We start from the raw sequence: 15,195 nt of genomic DNA, 5'->3' as shown, positions 1-15,195 counted from the left end.
CGGCAACCCGCTCGTCGATCCCATGCGGCGCGGCCTCACATGAGGCGATCCGAGGATGAGCCCCACGCGGCGGGAGACGGCCGGCAACCCACTCGTCGATCCCATGTCGGCGCGGCCTCACATGAGGCGATCCGAGGATGAGCCCCACGCGGCGGGAGACGGCCGGCAACCCGCTCGCCGTTCCCATGACGGCGCGGCCTCACATGAGGCGACCCGGGAACGAGCCGCGCGCGGCGGGCGCTGACGTGCGGTGTGCTCGCCGTTCCTGTCGGCGCGGCCTCACATGAGGCGAGCTTGGCAAGAACCAGCTGGAAGCTCGTTCCCGATCGGATCCGCCGAGGCGTCATCGAGCGCGAGAATGGACCCGTGAACGATCGCGCGAACTGGCTCGTCGCCCTGCAATTCCTCCTGCTCGGCGCGCTCGTCGTCCTGCCGTTCACGGTGCCCGGCGACGCCCTCTGGGGCGGGCAGCAGACCACCGTCCTCGCCGTGCTCCTCATGATCACCGGCCTCGTGCTCTCCGGCGCGGGGGTCGCCGCGCTCGGGCGCGACCTGGTGCCGTGGGTCGCCCCGCGCGAGGGCGCGACGCTGCGCACGACCGGCGTGTACCGGCTGACCCGCAACCCGATCTACGTCGGACTCCTGGTCGCGGCGGCGGGCTGGACCATCTGGTTCGCCCGGATCGACCTCATCGTGGCCTGGGTCGCGCTCGTCGTGGTCCTCGCCGTCAAGGCCCGCGTCGAGCAGCACCGGCTCATCGACGCGTTCGGTGACGAGTACGTCGAGTACGCCGACCGCACGCCGCTCATGCTCTGGGCCCGCGGCATCCGCTGACGCAACCGCACGACCCGCCGAACCCTCTGCGACCGGAGCGCAAGCCCCTGTCGGAGCGCGCCATCCGGCACGTACGGTCGAGATCGGAGGTGGTTTCCATGGTGACCGACCAGCAACGCGACCCGGACCGCTCGCGTGGTGAGGAACTCGGCGTCCCGCTCGACCCGGGCTCCGACGGCGATCCGCGACCGCTCGACGAGGATGCCGACGAGCGCGACGTCGACTCGGCCGAGGCCGACCGGCGCGCCGCCGAGGACGGCACGATCGGCGACGCACACGACGTCGTCGACCGCGGCACCGTCGTCGACGACCGGTAGCGCCGACGACCGCAGCGCGACGACCGGAACTCAGGCGTCCGTCGACACCCGCAACGGCCCGGTCTCGAGCAGCTTCGCGATCGCCCGCAGCGGGATCGGCGCCCAGTCGGGCCGGTTGCGGGTCTCGTAGATCGCCTCGTACACGGCCTTGTCGAGTTCGAACGCCGCGAGCAGGTCGCGGTAGCGCGCGAGGTCCAGACCCGACGCGGCGACGTAGCCGTCGATGAACGACTGACGGGCGGATGCCGCCCACGCGCGTGCCTCCTCGGCGCGCTCGGGGTGCACGATCTCGGTCGCACCGGCGACGTAGTCGAACGAGCGCAGCATGCCCGCGACGTCGCGCACCGGCAGGTCGGGGCGTCGGCGCTCGCTCATGGGCCGCATCGGTTCGCCCTCGAAGTCGAGGATGAGCCAGCCGCGGCCCGGCGCGAGGATCACCTGCCCGAGATGCAGGTCGCCATGGATGCGCTGCAGTTCCGGCCACGCGCCCGACTGCGCGCGGGCATAGAACGCGTCGATGGCAGCGCGATGCGGCTCGAGCGACGGCACCTCGGCGACCGCGATCGTGAGCCGACGCTGCCACGCGTCGGTGACCGCGTCCACCAGTCCGGTCGACGCGGGCTCGCGCTCGAACAGCGTGCCGAGGGACAGGTGCACCTCGGCTACCGCGACGCCGAGCGCGCGGGCATCGCCGGTGAAGTCCTGCCCCGCCGCGGCGGCGAGCAGGGCGACCCGCCACGCGTCCTCGACGCCCGGCAGGAACTCCTGCGCGAACGCCAGGTGCCCGCGGGCGCGGCCGCCGGGGCGCCCCACGTCGTCCCACTCGCCGATCACGTCGCCGACGCTCGCCGGCACGTGCGGCGAGCCCGAGGCCGCAAGCGCGGTCTGCAGCGTCACGTCGGGGTTCTCGCCGTGGTGCAACTGTCGGTACACCTTGCAGATCACCGGCGCCGCGCCCTCCGGCCGGTACACGATGGACGTGTTCGACTGCTCGCCGCCGAGTACCGCCGCGGGCGCGTGCGTGCGGGCGCCCGGTGCCGCGGCATCCGTCGCCCCCGAGGAATGCCCCGCCGCCCAGGCGCCGTGCGCGACCGCGCGGCCGTCCTGCACGATCAGCTCGAGCAGCGCGTCGGTGAACGCGTGGTCGTGGGGTCCGTCGTAGACGTGCGTGCCGTCGTCGAGCCGCGCGATGAGGTGAGCGGATGCCTCCGGCACGGCCGCGCCGCGCTCCACGACGGGCACCTGGTACAGGACGGGCGGTTCCGGGGCGTCGTCCATGAGCAGCAGCGACCGCACGCGGACGCCCGCCGCATCCGTCGGAAGCTCCCACGACCCGATCTCCCGCAGCCGGGGCGTGTGGCCCTTGCCGCCGAACCACCGCTGCGCCGGCATCCACTCGGCGATCGCGGCCACGGCGCTGTCCATGCCTGAACCCTATGGCCGTGCGCAGCGCGAGTCGAGGAGGCACGCGTCGTGTGACACCCGGAATGGGTGGTCCGCTCGCACCGCGGCATCGGCATCCGCCGACCGGGCGATCACGCCTCGGGGTCGCGACCGCGGTCGCGTCGGCGCGTGCGCGGCTCGTCGAGGCCGAGGTGCACTCGCGTGCGCCCTCGCTCGATCACGATGAACAGGCTGCCGATCAGCCACAGCGGCAGCTGGGTGAGGAACGCCCAGCGGAACGCGTCGAGCGTGTACCGGTCGGGCGTGCCGGCGCCCTGCGCGTCCATCGCGATGCCGATGAGCAGGATCGCCAGGAGCGCCGCGAGGAAGCCGCCCACGTTCGTGATGCCCGTCGCCGTGCTGAGCCGATGGCGCGGGTTGAACGTGCGCGCGTGGTCGAAGCCGATCATCGATGCGGGGCCGCCCGCGCTCATGGCGAAGGCGAGTCCGAACAGCAGCCACAGTGGGGCCGTACCGGGCCACAGGATGACGACCATCCACGCCACGACCTGGATCCCGATGAGCGGCAGCACGAGCAGCCGCGACCGCCGCATCGGGTGCCGGCTCGACAGGGCGCCGATCACCGGGCCGACCACGATGCCGAACACGACGTAGACCGTGAACAGCAGCGACGCCATCCCCGCGGTGAGGCCCTGCCCGATCGTGAGGAACGGGAATCCCCACAGCAGCACGAACGCCGTGCCCGAGAAGGGCGTCGTGAAGTGCGACCAGAACGCCAGTCGGGTGCCGGGGTGCGCCCACGACTCGCGGAAGCCCTGCCGAAGGTCGGCCGAGGACCGGACGACGTGCACGGCGCCCGTGACCGTGTCGACCGAGACATCCGCGACGCGACCCGGCGGGCGGTTGCGGATGACGGCGAAGGTGAGCACCGTGAACAGCGCGCCGAGTCCGGCGAGCGAGCCGAACGCGACGCTCCAGCTCGTCGCGTGCAGCAGCGCGGCGAGCGGCAGCACCGCGATGATCTGGCCGGACTGGCCGACGAGTCCGGTGAGCTGCACCATGAGCGGCGCCTGCCGCTCGGGGAACCACACCGCGATGACGCGCAGCACGCTCGGGAAGACGGCGGCGTCGCCCGCACCGAGGAGCATGCGCGCGAAGATCGCCCAGCCCACGTCGGGCGCGAAGGCGAGCACGAGCTGGCCGATCGCCATGAGCGCCATGCCCGCGGTGATGATGGGCCGCGCGCCGAACCGGTCGAGCAGCAGCCCGACGGGGACCTGCATGCCGCCGTACACCGCGAGCTGGATCACGGCGAACATCGACAGCGTCGACGCGTCGGCGTCGAAGCGGATCGCGGTGTCGACGCCGACCGCGGCGAGCGAGGTGCGGTTCGTGACCGACAGGACGTACGCCGCGATCCCGACGCCCCACACCAGCCACAGGCGCCACGGAGGGGCTGTGGGGAGGGGGGTCGGGGTCGTCACGGCCCTTCGAGGCTACCCCCGCAGACGAGCGGATGCCGCGCCGGGGGGTCCCGGCGCGGCATCCGTTGCCCGGCGGTTCGGGTCAGCCGCCGAAGTGGGCGAGGATCCGCCCGGCCACCTCCGCGCGCTCCTCATCGGTGGCGAGCTGCTCGAGGCCGAAGCCGAAGAGCAGCGTGTCCTCCGTCGCGACCACCGAAGCGAGCTCGGCCAGGCCGTCCGAACGCTCCCAGTCGGAGAAGTTCGCCGGGCTGCCCTCGGGTGCGCCGAGCACCTCCCAGGCGCCGAGCCCGTCCTCGAAGCCCTCGGTCTCCGACTCGCCGGCCGTGGTCACGAGCTTCGTGTCGTCGATGATGACGCCGAGGCCGCCGGACGCCGGGTCCGTGACGTAGCTCACCACGACCTCGACCTCCTGGCCCGCGTAGGCGCTCAGGTCGAACGACACCGGAATCCAGCCACCGGACGACCCGTACAGGGCGTTCCAGTCGCCGGTGTCACCGGTCGGCGAGCAGGGGTCGCCGGGCGTCAGGTAGTTGAGCAGCCACGGGTGCAGGTCGAGCAGGAACCCGGCCTCGCACTCGGTCGGCACCGCGGTCGACGTGTTCAGGTTCGCGTCGGCCAGTGTCGTCCACTGCTCGGAGCCGGCGGTGCGGGCCTCGACGATCACGCTGTCGTAGCCCGGCTCGAGGTCGTAGGCGATCTGCGCCTCGAACCTCGGGCTGTCACCCGCGGCGTACCCGGTCAGGTCGAACGTGCGACCGAGCCGCTGGTAGCCGTCGTCGACGTGACCGGCGGCTGCCGCCCACTCGCCCTCGACCGCGCCGAACGGGTCGGGGTACTCCGCCACGCCCTCGCTCGCGAACTGCGGGAATTCGTCGACCGGGAGCTGGTTGCTGGTCACGACGAACGAGCCGGCTTCATCGATCGGGTTGTCGGTGGTGGCGGGGCCGCCGAAGTCCACGGACACGCCGTCGAGCGGCGGTGCCGTGCCCTCGGTGCCGTCCTCCGCGCCCACGTCGGCCCGCGAGTACGCCCCCATCCAGTACTGGGTGAAGTCGTCGGCCAGCAGCAGGCAGTCGGCGAACGGATCCGCGGTGACCGCGCACTCCTGGTCGGGGTACCCGTCGAGACCGTAGTAGATCCCGCCGAACAGGTCGCCGCCGATGCCGTAGTAGCCCGTCGTCTCACCCGCGTAGGCGAGCTTGCCGCCCTCGTTGAGGTAGTCGCGCATGGCGATCGTCAGGTACTGCTGGCGCTCGGCGACCGCGAGGTCCGGCAGCTGCGAGCCGCCGTAGCGGATCAGCTCGTCCTCCGGGTCCTGCGTGAGCCGGTTGTCGCCGAGATACCAGAGTGCCGCGTCGAAGTGCGAGAGCACGCCGAGGTGGTGCGGCACGCCCTGCGCGTCGACGTCCCAGGTCGCCGGGGTGACCCCGTTGGCCTCGAGCGCGGCGACGTGCTCGTCGAGGTACTTCGGTTCCGTCGTGCCGGCCGGGTACGTCGGGTTCACGCCCGTGTAGTCCTCGTTGGCCACGACGAGCACGGGACTGCCCGAGTCCTCGGCGAGCTCGTACGTGAAGTGCTCGCTCTCGACGGGGCCGGCGTTGCCGGGGCCGACGTCCTTCGCCGTCGCGGTGCCGGTGAACCACACCTCGACGGAGTCGCCCGGGCTCGCGCCCTCGACGAGCCCTCGATACTCGGCGTAGTAGTCGACGTTCTCGAAGCCGTACCGTTCGCCGCCCTCCCACTCGGCGATCTGCGCCTCGACGGGCTCGCCGCCGTTGATCGAGTAGAAGAGCTTCTTGGCCTTGAGCGCCCGCTTCGCGGTCACGGCGACGGGCTGCGGGTCGCCGTAGGAGACCTCGAAGCTGTCGACGACGAAGTCCGCGGCGTCACGGTCCACGACCGAGACGGGGTCGTCGGGGTCGAGCGCCGACTCGGCCACCGCGAGGGCGAACGGGATGTTCTTCAGGTACTCGGCCTGGATCAGCTCCTCGTCGTCCGGGAAGTTGAAGACGCTCTGGCAGTCGGACGGCTCCCACTGGTCGTCGGGATCCGAGGCGGACGCCGACTGGCAGGTCGCCATCTCGGGCGTGAACCCGAGCGTGCCGTACGCCTCCTGCATGTGCGAGTCGGTGTCGCCGTTGGTCGTGTAGAGCTCCGCGGAGATGTCGGGGTCGTATCCCGGCACGGCGGGGTGCTCGTCGTCGCCGACCATCGCCTCGTAGATGACGTCGTCGGGCGAGGGTGTCGCGACCTGCCAGCCGATGCCGTGCAGCAGCAGCTCGGCCGCCGAGTGGTAGTTCACGATGAACTCCGGTGTGATGGCCGCGAACAGTTCATCGAGCGCCTGCGTCTCGGGCTCGGAGGCCGGGCCGGTGCCGCGGTAGGTCTCGCTCGCCGGGTTCGGCGAGGAGCCCTCGTTGTCGTAGCCCCAGCGCGTCGGGAAGTTGCGGTTCAGGTCGACGCCGTCACCGGGCGTGATCTCACCGTCGCCGTTGTTGTCGGCGAGGTTCTTGCGCCACAGCCGGTTGCCGGGCTCGAAGGTGAAGTCGTAGCCGTCGGGGTTGGCGACGGGGATGAACCACATCTCGGTCGTGTTGACGAGCTCGGTGATGCGGTCGTCGTTGCCGTAGCCGGCGAGCACGTCGTCGAGCAGGCGCCGGATCATCTCGGGCGTGATCCACTCGCGCGCGTGCTGCGCACCCATGAACACCGTCGTCGGGCGCTGGCCGTCCTTGGCCTTCGCCGGGTTCTTCGTGACCCGCACGGCCGAGATGTCGGTGCCGTTCACGGTCTGCCCGATCACCACGAGCTCGGCGATGGTCGGGTTGTCGGCCGCCTGCTGCTCCAGCTCCTCCTTGATGCCGCCGTCGCCGAGGTAGCGGTCGAACACCGTCTGCTGCACGCCGAACGTGCGCATGCGCGACTCCGGAGCGGGCTTCGCCTCGAGCTCGGCCCCCGCGGCGGCGAGCTGCTCGGCCTGCTCGCCGCTCAGGATCACCTCGACCTCGACCTCACCGGATTCTCCGTCGACCGGGGTCGCGACGATGTCGTGACGGTCGACGCCGAGGTCGATGATCGCGGCCAGGCCGTCGGCGTCGACGGTGCCCGTGTACACCGACATCAGGTCGGTGCCGTCATCGGGTGGTGGACTCGCGGCTGCGGGTGCGACGCTCACCCCCGTGATGACGAGTGCGGCGGCCGTGGCGATCGCGAGTCGACGGAACATGGAACCCCCCTTGGCTCAGACATGAACGGGGCTCATCATTCACCCCCGTTCGAGGGGAGGTCAAGAGGCGATCGCAGAATCGCCCTCGCCGGAGCCGAACGTCCGTCCCATGCCGCACTTCGGCGGACGATCGGCTAGAGGCCCTCTGCCTGCGACGCGGCGGCTTCGCCTGCCGCCTCGATCGAGTTCTCGAGACGCGAACCCCCGGGGGAGGAGTCGACCGCGGCTTCCGTCGCGAGCTCCGCATCGACGTCGTATGCCGCCTGCTCGAACTGCGAGTTGTAGAGGCGGTAGTACGCGCCCTTCGCCGTGATGAGCTCGTCGTGCGTGCCCTGCTCGACGATGTCGCCGTGCTCCATCACGAGGATGAGGTCGGCGTCGCGGATCGTCGAGAGCCGGTGCGCGATCACGAAGGACGTGCGGCCCTGGCGCAGCGCCGCCATCGCGTGCTGCACGAGCAGCTCGGTGCGGGTGTCGACCGAGCTCGTCGCCTCGTCGAGGATGAGGACGCTCGGTTGCGCCACGAACGCTCGGGCGATCGTGATGAGCTGCTTCTCGCCCGCGGAGACGTTCGAGGCCTCCTCGTCGAGCACGGTGTCGTACCCGTCGGGCAGCGAGTGCACGAACCGGTCGACGTACGTCGCCTTCGCGGCGGCGATGATCTCGTCGTCGGTGGCCGACTCGCGACCGTACCGGATGTTGTCGCGGATGGTCCCGCCGAACAGCCACGGGTCCTGCAGCACCATGCCCGTGCGTGCGCGCACGTCGCGGCGGGTGAGGTCGGAGATGTCCTGCCCGTCGATGAGGATGCGGCCGCCGTCGAGTTCGTAGAACCGCATGACGAGGTTCACGAGCGTCGTCTTGCCCGCGCCCGTCGGGCCGACGATCGCGACCGTCTGCCCGGGCTCGACGCGGAACGACAGGTCGCGGATGAGCGGCCGGTCGGGCGTGTACGAGAACGACACGTGCTCGAACTCGATCACGCCGCGCCCATCGACCGGGAGGGGCGCGTCCGCGGCATCCGGCGACTGCTCGTCGGCGTCGAGCAGCTCGAACACGCGCTCGGCCGACGCCGTGCCCGACTGCACGACCGCGGCCATGCCGCCGAGTTGCGACAGCGGCTGCGTGAACTGCTGCGAGTACTGGATGAACGCCTGCACGTCGCCGAGTCGCAGCTGGCCGCCGGCGACCATGATGCCGCCGAGCACGGCGATGCCGACGTACGTCAGGTTGCCGATGAACATCATGCCCGGCATGATGACGCCGGCCAGGAACTGCGCCTTGAACGCGGCCTCGTAGAGTTCCTCGTTCTCGCCGCGGAACTTCTCGCTCGCGTCGCGCTCGCGACCGAACACCTTGACGAGCGCGTGGCCCGAGAACGACTCCTCGACGCGGGCGTTCAGGCGCCCGACCTTCTTCCACTGGATGCCGAACGCCGCCTGCGACTTCGGGCCGATGATGCCGAAGATCACGGCCATGAGCGGCAGCGCGACGAGCGCGACGAGCGTGAGTTGCCACGAGATCGAGAACATCATCACCAGCACGCCGATCACGGTGAGGATGCTCGTCAGCGCGCTCGAGAGCGACTGCTGCATGGTCTGCGTGATGTTGTCGATGTCGTTCGTGACACGCGAGATCAGCTCGCCGCGCTGCGTGCGGTCGAAGTAGCTGAGCGGCAGGCGGTGGATCTTCGCCTCGACCTGCTCACGCAGCCCGTACATCGCCCGGACCATGATCACGTTGATGACGTAGCCCTGGATCCACGAGAGGACCGACGCCACCACGTAGAGCAGCAGCACGATGATCACGAGCTGGCTGAGCCGGACGAAGTCGATTCCCTCGCCGGGCGTGAGCGTCGCCGCGGCGACGATGTTCGCGAGGTCCTCCTGGCCGGTGGACCGCAGCTGGTCGACGACCTGCTCCTGCGTCACCCCGGCGGGCAGCTGCAGCGAGATGAACCCCTCGAAGATCACGTTCGTCGCCTCGCCGAGCACGCGCGGGGCGATGACGGTGAGCACGACGCCGATCGCGCCGAGCAGCGAGACGAACGCGAACGACCACTTCCAGGGCGCGAGCAGGCCGATCATGCGGCGGAAGCTGCGGCCGAAGTCCTGGGCCTTGCCGGGGGCGATCGCGTTCCAGTCGCCCGACGTGACGCGGGCCTGCTCGGCGAGCTGCTGCTCCTCGAGTTCTTCGGCGGTGAGCTCCCGGCCGTTCACGTCGGCGCTCATGCCTGGGCCTCCACGCCGAGCTGGGATTCGACGATCTCGCGGTAGGTCCGGCAGGTCTCGACGAGGTCGTCGTGGCGGCCGACGCCGACGACGCGCCCGTCGTCGAGCACCACGATGCGGTCGGCGTCGGTGATCGTCGACACGCGCTGCGCGACGACCACCTTGGTCACGCCCGGCAGCTCGCGCCACAGCGCCTGCCTGAGTCTCGCGTCGGTGGTCAGGTCGAGCGCCGAGAACGAGTCGTCGAAGACGAGGATCTCGGGCCGGTGCACGATCGCACGGGCGATCGCGAGCCGCTGCCGCTGCCCGCCGGAGACGTTGGTGCCGCCCTGCGAGATCCGCGCGTCGAGCCCGCCCTCCATCTCGGCGACGAAGTCGCGCCCCTGGGCGATCTCGAGCGCGTGCCACAGCTCGGCGTCGGTCGCCTCCTCGCGGCCGAACCGCAGGTTGTACGCCACGGTGCCGGCGAACAGGAAGGGTCGCTGCGGCACGAGTCCGATGGTCGTCCAGAGCGCGTCGAGGTCGGCGTCGCGAACGTCGACGCCGTTCACGAGCACCGCACCGCCCGTGACGTCGAACAGCCGGGGGATGAGCGACACGAGCGTGGTCTTGCCGGCGCCGGTCGACCCGACGATCGCCACGGTCTCGCCCGGCTCGGCACGGAAGGTCACGCCCTCGAGCACGGCGTGCTCGGCGCCGGGGTACTGGAACGCGACGTCGCGGAACTCGACGGTGCCGGGGACGGGGAACTCGCCGACGGGCCGCTCGGGCCGCTCGAGCGTCGACTCGCTCGCGAGCACGTCGCCGATCCGCTCGGCCGACACCGCCGCTCGCGGGATCATGATCGTCGTGAACGCGGCCATGAGCACGCCGCCGAGGATGATGCCCACGTACTGGATGAACGCGAAGAGCGTGCCCACCTGCACCTGCCCGGCGTCGACCTCGATCGCGCCGAACCAGATGACGCCGACGACCGTCACGTTGAGGACGAGCATGAACAGCGGGAAGAGCGTGATGAACAGCGTGCCGACCCGTCGGCCCACGTCCATGATGTCGTGGTTGGCGCGCTCGAAGCGCTGCTCCTCGATCGGCTCGCGCACGAAGGCGCGCACCACGCGGATGCCCGTGAGCTGCTCGCGCAGCACCCGGTTGACCGCGTCGAGGCGCACCTGGAACGTCCGGAACAGGGGCACCATGCGGCTGATCACGAGCCCGGCCACGACGAGGATGGTGAGCACGGCCACCCAGATCAGCCAGCTCAGCGCGACGTCCTGCTGCAGGGCCATGATGATGCCGCCCGCCGCCATGAGCGGCGCGCTCACGAGCATGGTGCCGCCCGCCATGGCGAGCATCTGGACCTGCTGCACGTCGTTCGTGTTGCGCGTGATCAACGAGCCGGGGCCGAAGTGCGAGACCTCGCGCTCGGAGAACGCACTGACCTTGTCGAACACGTCGTTGCGGATGTCGCGCCCCACGCGCATCGCGGCCTTGGCGGCGAAGTACGTGGCGACGATGGCCGCGACGATCTGGCCGAGCGAGATCGCGAGCATGAATCCGCCCGTGGACCAGATGTAGGCGGTGTCGCCCTTGGCGACGCCTTCGTCGATGATGTCGGCGTTCAGGCTCGGCAGGTACAGCGTGGCGAGCACCGAGGCGAACTGGAAGACGAGGACGCCGGCGATGAGCCAGCGGTAGGGCTTGAGGTAGCGGAGGAGGAGACGGCCGAGCACCTGCTGAGCCAACCACCGACCGCCGACATCAGCAAGCGATCGGCATGCGCCCTCAGCGAACGAGGGCGGGCGTCCCGGCGCTCGGGCGCGACGCACCGGCCCCGGACACGGCGATGGGGCGCGCACCCCCGCGGTACGCGCCCCATCCGTCCATGTGCCGCTACGAGCGGAAGGCGTCCTTCACGTTCTCGCCGGCCTGCTTCAGGTTGGCCTTGGCCTGGTCGTTGCGACCCTCGGCCTCGAGGCGCTCGTCGTCGGTCGCCTTGCCGGCGGCCTCCTTGGCCTTGCCACCGAGCTCCTCGCCCTTGTTCTCGATCTTGTCGGATCCACCCATGAGTGGCCCCCCTCTCGATCCCTTGTCGAACGCACCACCCGGATGCGACGTGTCCACCACGTTAGGCGACCGGCTCGAACCGGGGCAGGGCCTTGCCAGCCGTGAACCGCTCTGCTAACCGCGCGGCTCAGCGGCGTTGCTCGGGCCGCGCGGGCGCGACGATGGTCGACGGGGTCCCGTCCCCGTCGAGCGACGAGCCGAGGCCGAGCACCTGGCACCGCTCGAGGCCGCGGCGGGCCCACAGCGCGGCCGTCCATGCGCAGATCGCGGCGTCGAGCACATCCTCGCGGTGCTTGTACGCGGCGTCGGCGAGCGGCGACGGCTCGTCGACGAGCGCGGCCGTGACCGGGTGCGAGCGCAGGTCGAGGGGCGGATCGGCGGCGGTGAGACGCGTCATCCGCTCGATGAGGTCGTCGCACTCGCGAGCGCGGAACACCCGGCGCTCGGCGGCCGGCAGCGCGAGGTTCGGTCGCTTGTATCGCGGGCGCTCGACGTCGTATCCCAGTTCGGCGGCGCCGACGAGCGTCGTGTACGGGTAGCACTCGAACGCCGACACGCGGTCGGTGGCGGGGGGCCGGGCGCCGCTCACGACCTCGAATCCGGCGACGGATGCCTCGAGCCTGCGCCGCACCGCGACCCCCGCGAGCCACCTCGTGCCGAGGTTCGTCGGGTTCGCGGCGACCTTCCACCGCCCGTACCGCTGTCCGACCTCGCGCTCGGACTCCCGGATGCCTCGCGCGTTCGTCACGACGAGCGGCGCGTCGATCGCGACGACGTCGCCCGGCGCCATCCGCGCGACGAGCCATGCGGCGACCGCGTCGACGCCGCGCGCCCACCCGGCGTCGAGCACGACCCCGTCGGCCGCGAGCTGCACGAGGCCGGTCTCGTTCGCCGCTCGGGCAGCGGAGCCCTCGCCCCACGCGAGGTCGACTCCGAAGCACGTCCGCACGTCGTCGCGGCCGTCGTCAGCGCTCGGACCCGGACCGCTTCGCCTCGCGCTTCGCCTCGCGCGCCGCCTCGCGCTCGGCGTCGGCCGCGGCGGCCTCCTCGGGCGTGGGCGCCGTGCCGCCGAGGTGGCGCGGCTGCCACCACTGCCCCGCGCCGTCGACCGGATAGTCGCGCTGCAGCCGGTCGACCATGGCCTGCATGGTCGTGCGCAGGTGCGCGGTCGCGGTGCGCGGGTCCTCGTCGGTGCCGACCGTGATCGGCGCACCGAACTCGAACGCGACCGGCACGCCGAAGCGCTCGGTGAAGCGGATGCGACGCCGCTTGGTCATGAGCCGGTGCCCGCCCCAGACGGCCACGGGAATGACGGGCACCCCGGACTCGGCCGCGAGCCGCACCGCGCCGGTCTTGAACTCGCGCACCGTGAACGAGGCGCTCACGCCCGCCTCGGGGAACACGCCGATGAGCTCGCCCCGGCGCAGCGCCGCGACGGCGTCCGCGTAGGCGGCCGCGCCGGCCTTCATGTCGACGGCGATGTGCTTCATGCCGCGCATGACCCCGCCGAGCACGGGCTTCTCGAACACCGACTGCTTGGCCATGAACCGGATGCGGCGGCGGGCTGCGAGCCACGTGACCCACTCGACCAGCGCGAACTCCCAGTAGCCGAAGTGCGTCATCGCGATCACGGCGCCGCCCGTGGCCGGCAGGTGCTCGGTGCCGCTCGTGATGCGACGGAGTCGGAGAGCGCCGAACAGGCCGCGTCCGACCGCGATGGCGGTGTCGTAGAGGGGCTCGCGCGTGCTCATGCTCCGAGCGTACGACCCGGCGCTGGGGCGCAGCCGTATCGACTGCGCCCCGGCACCCCCGTCCCCCGGAGGTCAGGTCCGCGTGAGCTCCCGCGATCGCCCGAACGCCGGCTCGGCCTCGGCCAGCTCCGCATCGGTCGCGATCCGGAACATGCCTGCGGGCGTCGCTGCGACCTCGTGCCGTCCCTGCCCGCGCGTCGCGATGAGCGAGGCCGTGATCGACACCGTGATGATGGTCGCCACGACCGCGAGCGACACGGGCGTCGGGATGTAGAACACGTCGAGCAGGGCCATCTTCACGCCGACCCAGACGAGCACGAGCGCGAGGCCGAGCTTGAGGTAGGTGAAGCGGTGGATGAGGTCGGCGAGCAGGAAGTACATCGCCCGGAGGCCGAGGATCGCGAACGCGTTCGCGGTGAACACGAGGAACGGCTCGGTCGTGACCGCGAAGATCGCAGGGATCGAGTCGACCGCGAAGATCACGTCGGTCACCTCGACGAGCACGAGCACCGCCAGCAGCGGCGTCGCGACGATCACGCCGGCGCGGCGGATCAGGAACCGCTGCCCGTAGTAGGCGTCGGTCGTCGGCACGAAGCGGCGGAACAGCTTCAGCGTGCGCGATCGCTCGGGGTGCACGTGCTCGTTGCGGGTGAGCAGCATCCGGATCCCCGTGATGATGAGGAACGCGGCGAACACGTACAGCACCCACGAGAAGTTCTCGATGAGGGCGGCGCCCGCGGCGATGAACAGGCCGCGCAGCACGAGCGCGCCGAGCACGCCGAGGAACAGCACCCGGTGCTGGTACTCGCGGGGCACGGCGAACGAGGCGAAGATGATCGCCCAGACGAAGACGTTGTCGACCGCGAGCGACTTCTCGATGAGGTAGCCGGCGAAGTACTGCTGGCCGTATTCGGCGCCCCAGGCGTTCCAGACGACGATGCCGAACGTGATGCCCGTGAGCACCCACACGATCGACCAGCCGAGCGCCTCGCGCACGCCGATCACGTGCGCGCGCCGGTGGGCGAACAGGTCGATGGCGAGCATGGCGACGATCGCGGCGAGCACCGCGAACCAGGCGTACAGGGGTACGTCCACGGATTCCTCCAGTTGTCAGTCGGTGTGGCAACCGGAGGTCTCGTCCGAGCGTCGCGCGCCCCGCTGATGCCGGGCGGGCGGCCCGGATGCGCCGGGGCCCGATGGCGGGCCCGGAATGACGACGCATCCTGCGGGGACTACTCCCCTCCGAGTCCATGTGAACACATGGAGCCGGAGACGCGCATCCCCGACCGCGGACCGCGAGGCATCCTCACAGCGACCTCGAAGGTGCGACGAGCGGATGCCGCGTCAGAGCGGCCGCGTGAATGCGACACGGTGCTCGCCGGGCCCGTCGTAGTCGCGCCAGGCGAGCACCCCTTCGATCTCGGTGTCGCCCGAGGGCTCGAAGCCCATCGCGCGGTGGAATCGCTGCGACGCGACGTTGCCCGGTCCGGTGATCGCATCGACGCGGCGGCATCCGCTCGCTCGCATCGCGTCGAAGAACCGCTCGTACAGCGTGCGCGCGAGCCCGCTCGCTCGCAGGTCGGGCCGCACGCCGACGAAGTGGATGTACGCGACCCCCGGTTGCGACGACGAGCGGAACCCGACGAGGAATCCGGCGAGCTCGCCGTCGGCGTCCTCGACGATCGTCGACGTGTCGGCGAAGTGCTGGAGGAACAGGCGCGGCAGCAGCAGCCCGAGGCTCGCGGTGCCGGGCAGCGCCCACCACGAGGGGATGACGCCGACGACGCGCGCGTGGTCGGCCGTCTCCGGGCGACGGAAGGACAGCGCGGGGTGGGCGGGATGGGCGTCAAGGCTCGGTCGGGTCGGCTCGGTCACGCGTCGATC

General features: G+C 71.1%; 12 protein-coding genes. 2 read left to right on the top strand and 10 right to left on the bottom strand.

The window, feature by feature from the left end; genetic code table 11:
- Positions 1–366 precede the first annotated feature (366 nt).
- Both ACULK4_RS14635 and ACULK4_RS14630 read left to right on the top strand, forming a co-directional pair.
- Complete coding sequence (locus ACULK4_RS14635) at positions 367–834, top strand: methyltransferase family protein (protein WP_445966300.1); 468 nt, start codon at positions 367–369, stop codon at positions 832–834.
- Between the two features lie 98 nt (positions 835–932).
- Complete coding sequence (locus ACULK4_RS14630) at positions 933–1,151, top strand: hypothetical protein (protein ID WP_445966299.1); 219 nt, start codon at positions 933–935, stop codon at positions 1,149–1,151.
- 30 nt (positions 1,152–1,181) lie between these two features.
- On the opposite strand, the gene ACULK4_RS14625 is transcribed toward ACULK4_RS14630, so the two are convergent.
- From ACULK4_RS14625 to ACULK4_RS14580, 10 genes are all read right to left on the bottom strand, one after another.
- Positions 1,182–2,576, bottom strand: coding sequence for a maltokinase N-terminal cap-like domain-containing protein (locus tag ACULK4_RS14625; protein WP_445966298.1), 1,395 nt, complete (start codon positions 2,574–2,576; stop codon positions 1,182–1,184).
- 110 nt (positions 2,577–2,686) lie between these two features.
- Positions 2,687–4,039 carry an MFS transporter gene (locus ACULK4_RS14620; protein WP_445966297.1) on the bottom strand — a complete coding sequence of 451 codons (1,353 nt, stop codon included), beginning with the start codon at positions 4,037–4,039 and terminating at the stop codon, positions 2,687–2,689.
- 82 nt (positions 4,040–4,121) lie between these two features.
- Positions 4,122–7,265 (bottom strand): M14 family metallopeptidase, encoded by a 3,144-nt coding sequence (locus ACULK4_RS14615; protein WP_445966296.1) that lies wholly within the window; start codon positions 7,263–7,265, stop codon positions 4,122–4,124.
- Positions 7,266–7,399: 134 nt separating this feature from the next.
- Positions 7,400–9,496: an ABC transporter ATP-binding protein gene (locus ACULK4_RS14610; RefSeq protein ID WP_445966295.1), complete on the bottom strand. Its 2,097-nt coding sequence runs from the start codon at positions 9,494–9,496 to the stop codon at positions 7,400–7,402.
- Positions 9,493–11,226: an ABC transporter ATP-binding protein gene (locus ACULK4_RS14605; protein ID WP_445966313.1), complete on the bottom strand. Its 1,734-nt coding sequence runs from the start codon at positions 11,224–11,226 to the stop codon at positions 9,493–9,495. The genes ACULK4_RS14610 and ACULK4_RS14605 overlap by 4 nt, the downstream gene beginning before the upstream one ends.
- A 160-nt stretch (positions 11,227–11,386) precedes the next feature.
- Positions 11,387–11,560: a CsbD family protein gene (locus ACULK4_RS14600; protein ID WP_445966294.1), complete on the bottom strand. Its 174-nt coding sequence runs from the start codon at positions 11,558–11,560 to the stop codon at positions 11,387–11,389.
- A gap of 127 nt (positions 11,561–11,687) precedes the next feature.
- Positions 11,688–12,509, bottom strand: coding sequence for a DUF429 domain-containing protein (locus ACULK4_RS14595; protein WP_445966293.1), 822 nt, complete (start codon positions 12,507–12,509; stop codon positions 11,688–11,690).
- A gap of 16 nt (positions 12,510–12,525) precedes the next feature.
- Positions 12,526–13,311, bottom strand: a complete 786-nt coding sequence (locus tag ACULK4_RS14590; protein WP_445966292.1) for a lysophospholipid acyltransferase family protein — start codon at positions 13,309–13,311, stop codon at positions 12,526–12,528.
- 72 nt (positions 13,312–13,383) lie between these two features.
- A complete protein-coding gene (locus ACULK4_RS14585) occupies positions 13,384–14,406 on the bottom strand; it encodes a TerC family protein (protein ID WP_445966291.1) in 1,023 nt (340 codons plus the stop codon).
- A gap of 249 nt (positions 14,407–14,655) precedes the next feature.
- Positions 14,656–15,186, bottom strand: a complete 531-nt coding sequence (locus ACULK4_RS14580) for a GNAT family N-acetyltransferase (protein WP_445966290.1) — start codon at positions 15,184–15,186, stop codon at positions 14,656–14,658.
- Positions 15,187–15,195: the final 9 nt, after the last annotated feature.

It is taken from the genome of Agromyces selenitireducens, from assembly GCF_052748465.2.
The sequence above is the reverse complement of the archived record's forward strand: the minus strand, read 5'-3'. Positions and strand labels throughout refer to the sequence as shown.

Bases quoted from the DNA above. Each gene is read 5' to 3' on its own strand.
- ACULK4_RS14630 (WP_445966299.1), top strand. From the start codon at position 933: ATGGTGACCGACCAGCAACGCGACCCGGACCGCTCGCGTGGTGAGGAA.
- ACULK4_RS14625 (WP_445966298.1), bottom strand. From the start codon at position 2,576: ATGGACAGCGCCGTGGCCGCGATCGCCGAGTGGATGCCGGCGCAGCGG.
- ACULK4_RS14615 (WP_445966296.1), bottom strand. From the start codon at position 7,265: ATGTTCCGTCGACTCGCGATCGCCACGGCCGCCGCACTCGTCATCACG.
- ACULK4_RS14610 (WP_445966295.1), bottom strand. From the start codon at position 9,496: ATGAGCGCCGACGTGAACGGCCGGGAGCTCACCGCCGAAGAACTCGAG.
- ACULK4_RS14600 (WP_445966294.1), bottom strand. From the start codon at position 11,560: ATGGGTGGATCCGACAAGATCGAGAACAAGGGCGAGGAGCTCGGTGGC.
- ACULK4_RS14590 (WP_445966292.1), bottom strand. From the start codon at position 13,311: ATGAGCACGCGCGAGCCCCTCTACGACACCGCCATCGCGGTCGGACGC.